The organism is Sphaerochaeta pleomorpha str. Grapes (genome assembly GCF_000236685.1).
GTDB classification, from domain to species: Bacteria; Spirochaetota; Spirochaetia; order Sphaerochaetales; family Sphaerochaetaceae; genus Sphaerochaeta; species Sphaerochaeta pleomorpha.
In genome coordinates this window covers 239,624-251,960 of record NC_016633.1, presented here as the reverse complement: position 1 = coordinate 251,960, position 12,337 = coordinate 239,624, and the positions used below count along the sequence as shown (strand labels likewise).

Here is a 12,337-nt window from a genome sequence, read left to right as displayed (position 1 = left end):
GTAGTACCCGGTGCAAATATCCTTGAATGGAAATGTAATAAACCAGGTACATAATCGTTCGCTTAGATATTCATGAGGGGAGTTGGCTCTATGCAAACTATACAGGAACGGGCCTCAGAACTCGTCAGAAAGATGACATTGGAAGAAAAGGCAGCGCAACTTAGTTCTGCCTGGTTGGAAATAAATGAAGATGGAACATTTTCCGTCAAGGAAACTTCCTTTTCCGATACAAGACCCCAACAACTGAAAGAATCGGTGCTAGGCATAGGAATAGGTCAGATTACCCGTCCCTATGGAACACAGGCCAAAAATCCTCGTTCCATCGCAAAAGGTATCAATGAAATACAACGATACCTGGTTCAAAATACCCGTCTCGGCATCCCTGCAATGTTGCATGAGGAATGCTTGACCGGAGCGATGGTAGTTGGTTCAACTATTTTTCCCGCGAGTCTCAACACCGCATCGACCTGGGATATCGATTTGATGGAGAGAATCGGGAGAGCCATAGGAAAAGAGCTCTCTTCTTTGGGTGTCCACCAAGGACTTGCCCCGGTTCTCGATGTTGCCAGGGATGCACGCTGGGGACGAACTGAAGAGACTTTTGGGGAAGACCCTTACCTTGTAGGCAATATGGGCATCGCCTATGTCAATGGTCTGCAAGGGACAGATTGCAGCCCTATTGCTACGTTGAAACACTTTCTAGGCCATTCTTTTAGTGAAGGGGGGCGTAACCATGCCCCTGTCCATATGGGAGAAAGGGAACTTTTGAATACGTTTGCCTTACCTTTTGAAATGGTAGTGAAAGGGGCAAACGCTGGCTCGGTTATGCCCGCTTATCATGATATCGACGGACAACCGTGTTCTTCCTCCCATCACTTGTTATCTGATATATTGAGAAAACAATGGGGCTTCAAAGGAATCGTGGTTGCTGACTATGAGGCCCCTGCCCAGCTTCTCAATGACCATAAGGTAGCTGCCGACCTTGCCCAGGCTGCTGCCATGGCTGTCCAGGCAGGCATGGATCTGGAACTTCCAAGTGGCACGACCTTCAAGCAAGGTTTGGTCCAGGCGGTCAATAAGGGCTATCTTGCAATCGAGGATCTCGATGCTGCCGTACTAAGGGTTTTACATGAAAAATTCCGTCTTGGTCTCTTCGAAAACCCCTATATCGATAGCGAAGGTATTCTTCTCAATAGCAAGGAAAGCCATAGCCTTGCAGTCGAAGCCGCAACAAAATCGTTGGTGCTTCTCAAGAATGACGGTTTGCTTCCTCTCCATCCAAAAGGAAAGATTGCAGTTATAGGACCTTTGGCCAATCATCCGAAAGCCATGTACAATGGGTATTCAGCCCCCATTCACCTGCAGGGTTCCAAGGGGTCGGAAAATACCATTCCTAAAAATGCGAAGACCATTAAATCGGCAATTGAAGAAGCTGCCCCTGAAGCAACTATTCTCTACGAACCCGGTTGCATGCTCTATGAAAACAAAATTGAACGGGCAGTATTTTTCCCTGGCGATGTCATTGAGGATGATTCAAAACCCAAAGCTGAACTCAGCACAAATACCAGTCGTATCGAAAAAGCGGTTGAGGTTGCCTTGCAGGCCGATACCGTAGTATTGGTAGTTGGCGATATGGTCGGACTCTTCCAGACAGGAACGGTCGGGGAAGGCAGTGATGTTTCTTCCCTTACGCTTCCCGGGGTTCAGCAACAATTGCTTGAGGCAATCCTGGAAACAGGGAAACCGGTTGTCGTGGTGCTGGTCAGCGGACGTCCGTACGATTTGCAGTTTGCAAACGAGAAGGCCTCATCAATTCTGGCAACATGGCTTTGCGGTGAAGGTGGAGGAGAAGCTATTGCCAACGTACTGTTCGCAAAAGCAAATCCTAGCGGAAAGACTCCCCTTTCATTTCCCCGTTGTGCAGGTAGTCTACCGTATGCCTACAACCATACCCCAAAAGCTGGCGGGTTTCCCCGGCAACGGGAATACGGTGCCCTCTTTCCGTTCGGGTTCGGGTTGAGCTATACACAGTTCTCTTATGAGAATTGCATGGTTGACAGACAGGAGATTACCACGCAGGGGGAAGTGAGGATTTCTGCAACCATTGCAAATACCGGTATGGTTGCAGGAGACGAAATCGTGCAACTATATATACACGATGCCGTTGCTTCAATCGTCCGCCCAGTAAAGGAACTGAAAGGATTTGCCAGGATTTCCTTGCAACCGGGAGAAAAGAGCGAGGTTACCTTTGTTTTGCCTTCCGATATGCTTTCCTTTGTTGTCGATGGCATACAGAGAATTGTAGAACCGGGAACATTTGAAATCATGATCGGGAAATCTTGTGAGGAAATTGTCTGGAGACAGGAGATTTTTGTCACAGGAACAGTTCGCACGTTGGAAAAGGATTGGAAGTTTAAAACCCCGATTTTGGTCAAGCGGTTATAAAAGACAGATTTGAAAGGTCTCCCTTGAAGCCAATGATTACCTCCATTGGCTTCAAGGGGGGCCTGCTTTATGACCTCCCTACCAGACTGCGGCAGAAAACATAGGTACTGCTATCAGCTGACTGGAATGTAGGGAGGGTTTTGAAAGGCAATCCAAACGGCATGTATCGAAACATAAATGACAAACCTTGTTTTTTATGATCGAAGGCTATCTGAGTACTCCAAGAAGCACTGCATGTAGCTCATTGGACATCTGTCTAATACTATTGGTATATAAAATTAGCTAGTTTTAAAACCATAAGATTTTTTTATAAAACAGGGTCAACCACTTGACCCACTTTTCCCTAGAGGCTACTGTTGACCTAATTATTTCAAGGGGAGACAAGATTCTGACAACAACAAATAGTAGCAAAAATTCTTATTTCGGTAATCTTTGGCTGCTACGGTTGCTGGTTACTATACCTTCCCTCTTGTTTGCCTTCTCTATGATCTCACAGGTCTTTGTGAAGAATTATCCACTTTATTCTGAAACAACCCTTTTCTTGTTCTTGCTGGCTTCGCTATCTTGCCTTCATATTGGCATATTTCTGCTTGGCCCTTTTTCTTCTATTGCGCGGCCGCACCGCAGAGAGTTTTTCAATCTCACCGGCGATATTCTCTCCCATACGGAATTTAACAAACTCAAGGGGTATTTCCATCATTCCAACCATATCTACGACCATGTAGTTCGCGTCGCCTATATCTCCTACTCTATTGCAAGGGTTCTCGGCTTGGATTATAAAGCTGCTGCCAGAGGTGGTCTTCTGCATGATTTCTTTTTATATGACTGGAGAGAACGGAAAGCAAACGACATCAGTAAATCCCTGCACGGCAAAGAACACCCTTATATTGCCTTGGAAAATGCCCAAAAATACTTCGAGGTAAGTGATCTGGAGGCTGACATCATCGTGAAGCATATGTTCCCCAAGACGAGGCCTATCCCCCGGTACAAGGAGAGCTTTGTGGTGTCCATCAGTGACAAGATTGCAGCGATCCATGAATACCTTTCCCATAATAGGGGACGCAAGGCCTGACAGGGATATTCCATAGCAAGGAATTAGTAATTGGCATACATACCTGTATGTCTTTATTTTTTGGCATTTTCTTAGGCTTCAATCAATACCATTGCAATAATAGGAAAATTTTCCCGTTCGCTTCCTCTTAGGTAAATGCTACTATGAAGCTAAAAGTAGGATTAATTTTATGCCTAGTCTGCCCAAAAAAAGAAATTCTCTTTCAATTTCTATCATAAAACCGTGCGACACAGAACAAGCACCCTCAGATACTTGTTTCGGGCATGCTATGAAGCGTGAACCGGTTGCCTTCCCTCAACCGGTCTCTATACCATCGGGTAATTACCTACTATGAACAATGGTTTGTTACTCTCTTTATTCCATTTTCTCAATGATGGGTACCTTGCAACATTGCCGTTGTTTTTACCCTTTATCCAGAAAGATATAGGGCTCTCGATGTATGCTGTCGGTTTATTGGGCTCTATACTCAACGCTTCAGGTATTGTTCTGGCACTTCCTTCTGTTTATGTAGCAAAACGATTTGGAATGATGAAGGTATTGTTGGCCTGTTTGTTATTCTACGGGGGCAGTTTCTTTATCGTTGCAAGTTCCAATGGCCTTATGCTTTTACTCCTGGCTTTCATTTTTGCAGGTATTGGTTTTGGGGTTTTTCATCCTGTTGCTTTCTCATCCATTGTCAAAGAACATTCCAAAACCACCGGATTAGGAAGAAAAATGGGATCTTTCATGGCTATCGGTGACCTTGGCCGGGTAGGTATCTCTTCTGCTGTTACGTTTATCATCGTATTCATCGGTTGGAAAAAGACAGCAGTTATCTTTGGTTGTATCCCCTTTCTCCTGTTTGCAGTCTTTTATACCAGTATCAATCACAGAAACAAGGAAGCAGTTGCTGTAAAAAAGGACAGTAAGACTCCGTATTCCCTACAATACTTCAAGAATAAAGAATTCTTGAAAGCTTGCAGTTGTAGTGTAATCGATGCTCTGGCCAGTTCTTCTTTGTTTTTATTCCTTCCGTTCCTTTTTGCTGGAAATGGTATTCCGGCTTCTTTCATTGGATTGTTTACCAGTGTATTTTTTATCGGTAACCTCCTAGGTAAATCACTTTTGGGGCGTGTTGTTGATTCATTTGGACAGAAAAGGACCTTCATAATCTGTGAATTGGCCATGGCTTTGTTCTTGATTGCCTTGACGTTGGCAAAATCCATTCCTTTTGTTCTCTTGTTTGCCTTTATTCTCGGTGGATTGACCAAAGGTACTGCCCCCATCACGAGCACTATGCTTGCCAATTCAGTTTGCGAGAGTGAAGGATATGAAAAGGCCTTTGGGATACATTCCTTTGTAGTCAGTATTGCTGCTACGATTGCCCCCTTATTGCTGGGCACCATCTCTTCATTCTATGGTATTTCTTTTGTGTTTATTGCCTGTGCTTTCTTTGCCATTCTTGCAACCATACCTGCAGCGTTTATCAAGAGACATTGAATACAGGATTATCAAATAGGATAACCAAAAAAGAGCTTTTGGTTACAGAAGGATTATATACGGGAACAGCTGGCTACTCTTTAGTACCTTCACATCTGAGTGACAGCCTGTTTTGAAGATATTCTTTCAAATTTTGATCCCTACAGAAAACGAAACAGCCTTTCATACCCCTGGAGAGTAAAACCCGGTAGATGTTTTTAATCAAGGCTGTCAGTTCCTCAGTATTCTGTTTCAACCCTTTTTTACCTGTAGTGTCATAATAGTTTTGATAGCTTGCCTCGATTTTCCCCGTTTGCACATTGTATTGCAAATCATTGCCAATGATGACACCTACGTAATCAAACTCCAACCCCTGGCACGTATGGCACACCCTATCTGGTTTTTTTTGGAATCCTCGACTGCCCAGTTATACGGGTCTTTGCGGCTATTCCAGGGCAGGGCAAAATTCCATTCACTCATGGAGACGTCACAAACCTGGGCATCGTCATTGGTATTGTTTGCAGAAGTCCATGGCCAGGCATAGCCGGCCAATAGCCTGGCCTTCAGACCCTTGTCCTGCAGTTGTGTTATCTTTTCTGCCAATTGCAGGGGGTCATCGAAAATCCTGAACTGGAAAGAATCGTTATCCCAATCGAGAAAGTTCGCAGTCTCTTCAATCTGCAGATTATGGTCAATCCATCGTAAAAACCCTTCAGCCCCGGAACAACGGAATTGGGCTAACAATTGCACCTCGACAATTTCCGAACCAAACTGCTTTGCAATTGTCTTGATTTTCTGCCTCGACCCTTCATCATCGGGTCTGATCCGTTGCAAGTCATCAATGAAGAAAACATTCACCTTTGAGGCTTTGATGATATCTTCGATCTGGCTTATTCCCCTATACATATAGGTGCCCTTTCCTTTCAACCTATGGGCTTCATCGACAAGCAACACATCAAATTGGTCCAAAGAAGCATCAACATATACCATTGATCCTGAGAACAAGGCGTTCAGTCTTTTTTTCGCATGTTTATGATTGGAGGAAAGCATGGCCACCATAGCTTCCTTGAATGAGGCATTCGGGGCTACAAACCTGATATTATTTCCCTGTTTGAGCAATGCCACAAACGCATGCATGGCAACCACTGATTTTCCTGTACCCGGCCCCCCATTGACAATGAGAGTGGTCTTCTTTTTAGCTTCACCCGCATATTTTATAATATTCGAATAGGCAACCCGCTGTTCATCAAGCAAAGTAAAAACCTCATTGCCCTCAAACATCTCACTGATTGAATCAACGAACTTTCTCGAAGGACGAATTTTCCCATGTTCTATTTCATAGAGGATATCCATCCCCTTCCCTTTTCCCACATACCGTTTTATGAAAGCTTCTAATTTCTCGACATCAGGGGAAAAGAAAATCGGTGATTTTTGAATAGTTGTTTCAAATTGCCGGTCCAATAAAGGCTCTGGGGAACTTGGAATATAATTGTGGAGATAGGCACAGGAAAAAGGATGTAAATCCTTACTATAGATTGCTTCATTCATATCTGAAAGATACCGTTTGTATGAATACGCCTGGTAGGAAGGATGGGTGGTTTCACGCATTGCCCCGTTCAGGTGCGTTGCAACCAAGTCTTCTTTACCGGTGAGGCATGCCTTTTCCCATTGTTTGAGCTCGACTATGACAAAATTCTCTTCACCACGCTCATCATGGCCAGATATGATAAAGTCAATTCGCTTCAACGAAGAAGGGATGTTATACTCGATCAAAACGCCACAGTCATCAGGAACCGATGCATTTCTGACCGCTGTCTCCATAAACCGAAGGGAATTATTCCAGGAATGCTTCTCGCTTTGGCCGACGGCACGACCCATCTGCGTTACATAGGCATGTTCTATCTCCCCAACGAGGGTATTACGGTCAACTGCTTTGCGAAACCCGATTGCATCGTTTTGATACAGAATCATTACTGCTCCAATTCCGAATATTTCTTGGAATTTCCGTACGCTTGCTCAACCTTGTATTTAGTACCATTCTTATGCAATTTTTCCAGTACCAAGGATGTGATATCAGCATGCAGGGCATCGGCCATCATGACACAATAGATAAGGACATCTGCCAATTCTTCCCGCATTGCCTGCTTTTTTTCAACTACCTGAGTATCAGAGGAAGACCATTGAAAGCATTCAAGCAACTCTGCAGCCTCAAGGCTGATGGAGATTGCAAGGTCCTTGGGATTATGGAACTGTTTCCAATCCCTATCGTCACGGAATTTCAGTATTTTACCAATCAAAGCGGGGCTAAGACCAGTATTACCATCGGGCAGTTCTTTGTTGATACCATCATACAACCATTGCACAGAAACAGCATAGATACTGCTTATAGTCATCATCAAGGAATAGGAAGGTATGAGCAAACCCATTTCTATCTGACTGTATACTGATTCCGGCAGTTCTAGACTTTTGGCAAATGCTGCAAGCGAAAGATGATTTTCTTCTCGTACATTCTTTATTCTCTGTTGTATCGATTCCATATCTCAGCCTTATGATTCATAACTATGGGTATCAGTATACCCATTTTATTAGCTCTGTAACAGAAAAAAACCTCAAAACAGGCTTTCTGAACCAGGTTTTTACAAGACACTGGATGCGAAATGGAATTCTCAGGGGAAACCTCAGGTATATGTTGGCCCTTGCCCTTTGAATCTCTCAAAAACAACCTCGTTATGAAATGCGAGAAAATCCTTCTTTGGCCATCGCTCCCGATTACCAGGCAACAGAATTGCCTTACCGGCATATTTCTGCAGGTATTGCCTTGAAGCTTCATCTTCAATCCTATTGGAGATACGTACTTCATAGGAGTCCGGGATGATCGTAAAATACCCATTGTCAAACGCTTTATCCAACAACGCATTCAGTAACAGACCGTTTCGAGGATCTCCACGATGCATTGTATCCTCACTCCATGGAATGATATGGCTTGCAATCAACAAATCCGATGTCCCTATCCCGGAAAGACAGCAACGCCCCCTATAGCCAAGAAGCAAGGCCTGCCGAAAGGCATATTGCTTCAGACGAATATGTTTTATAGCCGTTTTGTTTTCTTCGCTGAAATCGACATCTTCGAATATCTGTTCTTCTTCAACAGCAGGTAAAAAATAGGAGGTTTCGCTTTGTTCTGCCTTTTGACCGTACTTGCTTACAAGGATGGCATCACGTCGGGCAAATAATGCATAGGGATCTCCAAGATACAAAGGAGGCAACTCCCTGTCCCAGTGACTGCAGTTTTTCAGACCTTTCCCGCTTGAAGAAGAATCATTTGCCTTCAGGTTACCCAGTTTCAAAGAAACCGCATTAGGACTCCGATGTAACTGGTGTGCCAATTCAATAACTTCACTATTTGAGGAATCATGTTTTGCAGAAGGTAGTTTATAATACAGATACAGTGCAAGTATCGTCTCTTCTTCCGTCCAGTCAGGATTCCTACCCATACCACTCATCCTTCTCTGCTCCAGGGTAGCACAAAATACGTTGCTTAACCAGGGGAAATAATTGCATCGGACAGAGTGAAACCCGGAATTATCCATCCAGGGCAATCAACAATGGCACGTATTTTTGTATGTGAGGATATCCTTGTCACAGGTTAATTGGAAATCCAAAGCCCAGTTTACCAGAGAAAAGGCTGCAGGGTTGGTTTCCTGCAGCCTCCCACCTAGAGAACAGAGCAATCTATATTCACCCAGTGCTACCAACCGGTATCACTGAAGCTGTTTTGTGCTGTCATCACTGAACCATCCAAGGAAAAAACCCTCCACCAAATCTTTGTCCCATCGCCAGTTGCCGTTGCTGCAGTAAAGGTTCTTATCAGACCAGTATCATCATATACCTTCACCACTGCTGAGGAAGTCCCCAGATTTCCATATCCTGAGAAATGATATATGGAATAATAATAGGTACCTGACAACTGGGTAGTAATGGTTATTGTTTCCGGGCCATAGCTTGTGGTGTCATCCCAATCCAGGTTAGCAGAATCATCGGTGGCAACTTTGTCCGCATAATATATTTCTTGATCAATTCCAGGGATATACAGATGGGAATCAAGGTCTGCAGGGTTTTCGCCCCAGGTCAGAACAATTCTGATTTGTCCAGCTGAAAGGGGTGTATAGGCAACCACATCCTCGCCATCAGAGCCGATATCAACTGTATTTCCGGACGCTATCGTGACGGAAACCTCAGTAAACGTAAAACCGATTTTTGTAAAATGCAGTATATGCGTTCCAGAAGGCAATGAAATGGTAAAATACCCAGTAGCGTCTGTAGTCGTAGTTATATCCAAACCTGAAACCGAGACCAAGACCCCTTCTACCCCTGTGGTATTGGTAGAATCTTGGACAATCCCGGTCACCCTACCATTTGATTCTTGAAGATTCACGGCCATTTCACAGGAAGCAAGCAAGGATGCCAATAAAAGAGTGCAAACCAGAATACGAATAATCCGTTTCATTCTACACCTCCGATAAGGTTTCGTTTTTTTCAGGGATAATGCCCTGACATCCGTATCGCCCTCCCATACTCTTTTAGTACACTTTTTTGTATACATTAACATTACCATTAGAGTATAAACTTGTAAATATCTACATATGCTCTATTTGTAACTTTTTTTTAAATCAGGCAAAAAAGCCCCTGCTCCTTTCTAACAGACACAGAAGGAACAGGGGTGTTTATGCATTGCTTGGGAAAACAAGAATATACGCGGTATTGAAACCTACTAATCGCTCAATGCATTCTCTATCGATTTCAAATACGCTTTGGACGTTACCGTAGAACCACTAATAGCATCGACTTGGAGGCTTTGTGCTTCGATAACCTTTGAAAATATAGCATCAGAGACTTCTTGCTTTGCATATTTGACATCCTTGATAATGGCAATGGTTGTAATCCTATGATCTGCCACGGTAACCGACAAGGTATTCGCCCAGCGTTCGAAATCATAGCTCCCCTTGTACACATTATCTTCCACTACAGAAAGATCTACATCATTGACCTCTACTGCAAGAGCCTCCTCAAGTCCCCTTGTCAGGGTAAAAAGCGCACAGGAGCTCCCCAAGGAAAGCAAGAGCAGGATACCAACCAATACCTGTAATTTTTTTATCATGTATTTTTCCCCTTCATTTTTCTTTTGCAAAATCCACTACACTATCTTCTTCAGATAGGTTCCATCAGTGTCAGGCTGCAGAGAATCTGTTTTGACTGTCTTGTTTGATACGGAGAATTTGCTGACCAACAGGTTTATAATTCGGCATAAGCCATTTTTACGATGGTACCTTTCGACCTGACAGCTAAGATAGTCTTTATCTACGCCTTCACGCTTGCAGAATCCTTCCAGGTGATAATTCTGCATCCTACTTTCCCGGTAATAGCCATATTCAAATCTAGAAATTTCCATATGCTAATCTCCTTGGCAGAACTTTCTCTTACCTTATTAGGTAATACATTACCTTTATATGTAATATATTACCTTTTGTCAAGGGTAGCCTTCTTCCTTTCCCTGAATTGTGTCCTTTCTTCGAGTTGATCAGCTTTTGACACAAGCATCACAAAAGTAGCACAGGCATGACTACCTCAATTGGGGGAAATAGTACTGTTAGCTGAGATTCAATGGAAATAGCGGCCCTACTCAGCTCTCGCACCTAGCTTGCGTTCGAGTTCTCAGAAAAATATCATGCCTTTGAACCTGTTGACCTACCCCTTTTTTCTTCTTTTTTTCCCCAAAATTTGATTCACATCCAGTACCTACCCTTGTATTGCTTTCAAGATACTTTCTATCTCGGATCTCTTTTCAAACAACACACAGCCACCCTCATGGTCCAGTGACTCCAAACCACGTTCCCGGATACTTTTGAAAAACGGTGAATTCAGGGCCTGTTGTATGCTTCCAACCTTGAGACTGGTATCGGAATAAGGAGAAAACGGACAAGGCTCCGCCCCTCCGTACGGGTTGATATGGAAAAAACCCCGGCCAGAGGCCAGACAACCTCCCATATGTTTCTCATCCCCGGGAAACGAGAGGAGAATCATTCCAGGATAACACGTTCTCAGAATCTTCTGCCGAAGGGTAAGAATCTGACGTTCCGCCTCTTCTGGGGCAAGGTCAGTGACTCCATCGACAGGAACATATTCTATAAAAAATACCAGCCGGCAGCCCTTTTCCCAAAGATCGCCGATAAAACTATCCGAAGCTACTAAATCGAGGTTTCGCTTTGTAACCGTTATCGAGACACCAAAAAAGACACCTCGCTTTTCCATTTCCTTCATAGCCTGGGACAATATAGTGTAGATGCCCTCACCTCTTCTTTCATCAGTCAATCCACGCTCCCCTTCAAGGCTGACCACCGGAACAAGATTCCGATGGAGATCAAACAAATCGAGCATCTTGCCAGAAAGCATCGTACCGTTGGTAAACACCGGGAAAACTATATTTTTTACCTTTGCGGCCTGCGTCAGTACCTCGGACCTCGTAAGGGGTTCTCCACCGGCTAGCAAGATAAAGGATACCCCGAGCTCCTCAGCTTCTTTGAAGAGCTCTCCCCATCGTTCGGCACTTAATTCCATGAGCTTTCCACTGTCTGAACAGACTTGATTAACGCGGGCATAACAACCTTTACAATGGAGATTGCAGCTTGTTGCTATGCTCGCGATCAAGAACGGGGGGATTGGTTTTCCCCCAAGGTCTGCTTGGATCCGTTTCTTTGCAGCTCGCTTCTGCGCTAATGCAGAACGTACAAGAAACCGGGTTTCCTTTGCATTGGACAACGAAGCATGCAGGGCTTCACGAATAATCAAATTAATTGAATTATTGAGATATTCTGGCAGATTCATTTCCCCTCCTGCTATACCTTCAAAAAACACTATATCGTTAGTATAACGCTGTTTTACTCAGAAAAAACAGGACCAGGACCATATAGCCAACGCGATGCCATCCTATGGGCAACCAAGTTGATACGTTTTTCATTGCAGACAGACAAGGATACATGATTTTCGAATCCTATGTGCTTCGATAATACTTTTCAATCGTATGCACAAAATTTCCAGCATGTATCCCCTTGCCCTTACTGTAAAAACACATAAGAAGATCTCATTCTTCAGCCTTATCGATAGTAAATATGGTCAGATCTTGTCATACGTGACCATCATATTTTTTAATCTCAAAAAAAATTCGTTCTTGCTTCTCTGGCAATCGTCCCGATAGGTTTGCAGGTCTTGGCCCAGTGCAAGCAACCAACTCTGTTGTGTTGTAATGCGTTAGCTTGAAACCTTCAAGACTCAATCGTTACGGATTGGCAGATATTTCCAAAAACA

General features: G+C 43.8%; 9 protein-coding genes and 1 pseudogene. 3 read left to right on the top strand and 7 right to left on the bottom strand.

The window, feature by feature from the left end; genetic code table 11:
* The first annotated feature begins 90 nt into the window (after positions 1 to 90).
* From SPIGRAPES_RS01150 to SPIGRAPES_RS01140, 3 genes are all read left to right on the top strand, one after another.
* Complete coding sequence (locus tag SPIGRAPES_RS01150; RefSeq protein WP_014268945.1) at positions 91 to 2,445, top strand: glycoside hydrolase family 3 N-terminal domain-containing protein; 2,355 nt, start codon at positions 91 to 93, stop codon at positions 2,443 to 2,445.
* Positions 2,446 to 2,947: 502 nt separating this feature from the next.
* Positions 2,948 to 3,517, top strand: a complete 570-nt coding sequence (locus SPIGRAPES_RS01145; RefSeq protein ID WP_215904762.1) for an HD domain-containing protein — start codon at positions 2,948 to 2,950, stop codon at positions 3,515 to 3,517.
* A gap of 330 nt (positions 3,518 to 3,847) precedes the next feature.
* Complete coding sequence (locus SPIGRAPES_RS01140) at positions 3,848 to 4,996, top strand: MFS transporter (RefSeq protein ID WP_014268943.1); 1,149 nt, start codon at positions 3,848 to 3,850, stop codon at positions 4,994 to 4,996.
* 73 nt (positions 4,997 to 5,069) lie between these two features.
* On the opposite strand, the pseudogene SPIGRAPES_RS17550 reads toward SPIGRAPES_RS01140, so the two are convergent.
* From SPIGRAPES_RS17550 to SPIGRAPES_RS01105, 7 genes and pseudogenes are all read right to left on the bottom strand, one after another.
* Positions 5,070 to 6,112, bottom strand: a pseudogene (locus SPIGRAPES_RS17550) (DNA/RNA helicase domain-containing protein).
* Positions 6,113 to 6,945: 833 nt separating this feature from the next.
* Complete coding sequence (locus SPIGRAPES_RS16765) at positions 6,946 to 7,512, bottom strand: MazG-like family protein (protein WP_014268941.1); 567 nt, start codon at positions 7,510 to 7,512, stop codon at positions 6,946 to 6,948.
* A 141-nt stretch (positions 7,513 to 7,653) separates the two neighbouring features.
* Positions 7,654 to 8,469: an HNH endonuclease gene (locus SPIGRAPES_RS01125; RefSeq protein ID WP_041384363.1), complete on the bottom strand. Its 816-nt coding sequence runs from the start codon at positions 8,467 to 8,469 to the stop codon at positions 7,654 to 7,656.
* A 254-nt stretch (positions 8,470 to 8,723) separates the two neighbouring features.
* Positions 8,724 to 9,482 carry a carboxypeptidase-like regulatory domain-containing protein gene (locus SPIGRAPES_RS16385; RefSeq protein WP_014268939.1) on the bottom strand — a complete coding sequence of 253 codons (759 nt, stop codon included), beginning with the start codon at positions 9,480 to 9,482 and terminating at the stop codon, positions 8,724 to 8,726.
* 264 nt (positions 9,483 to 9,746) lie between these two features.
* A complete protein-coding gene (locus SPIGRAPES_RS01115; protein ID WP_014268938.1) occupies positions 9,747 to 10,133 on the bottom strand; it encodes an FMN-binding protein in 387 nt (128 codons plus the stop codon).
* 36 nt (positions 10,134 to 10,169) lie between these two features.
* Complete coding sequence (locus SPIGRAPES_RS01110; protein WP_014268937.1) at positions 10,170 to 10,424, bottom strand: hypothetical protein; 255 nt, start codon at positions 10,422 to 10,424, stop codon at positions 10,170 to 10,172.
* Positions 10,425 to 10,771: 347 nt separating this feature from the next.
* Positions 10,772 to 11,857 (bottom strand): radical SAM/SPASM domain-containing protein, encoded by a 1,086-nt coding sequence (locus SPIGRAPES_RS01105; protein ID WP_014268936.1) that lies wholly within the window; start codon positions 11,855 to 11,857, stop codon positions 10,772 to 10,774.
* Between the last annotated feature and the right edge of the window lie 480 nt (positions 11,858 to 12,337).

What these genes read in the sequence shown, in the direction of transcription:
- SPIGRAPES_RS01110 (WP_014268937.1), bottom strand. Translation starts at nt 10,424, where the DNA reads ATGGAAATTTCTAGATTTGAATATGGCTATTACCGGGAAAGTAGGATG.
- SPIGRAPES_RS01150 (WP_014268945.1), top strand. Translation starts at nt 91, where the DNA reads ATGCAAACTATACAGGAACGGGCCTCAGAACTCGTCAGAAAGATGACA.
- SPIGRAPES_RS16385 (WP_014268939.1), bottom strand. Translation starts at nt 9,482, where the DNA reads ATGAAACGGATTATTCGTATTCTGGTTTGCACTCTTTTATTGGCATCC.
- SPIGRAPES_RS01125 (WP_041384363.1), bottom strand. Translation starts at nt 8,469, where the DNA reads ATGGGTAGGAATCCTGACTGGACGGAAGAAGAGACGATACTTGCACTG.
- SPIGRAPES_RS01140 (WP_014268943.1), top strand. Translation starts at nt 3,848, where the DNA reads ATGAACAATGGTTTGTTACTCTCTTTATTCCATTTTCTCAATGATGGG.
- SPIGRAPES_RS01115 (WP_014268938.1), bottom strand. Translation starts at nt 10,133, where the DNA reads ATGATAAAAAAATTACAGGTATTGGTTGGTATCCTGCTCTTGCTTTCC.
- SPIGRAPES_RS16765 (WP_014268941.1), bottom strand. Translation starts at nt 7,512, where the DNA reads ATGGAATCGATACAACAGAGAATAAAGAATGTACGAGAAGAAAATCAT.
- SPIGRAPES_RS01105 (WP_014268936.1), bottom strand. Translation starts at nt 11,857, where the DNA reads ATGAATCTGCCAGAATATCTCAATAATTCAATTAATTTGATTATTCGT.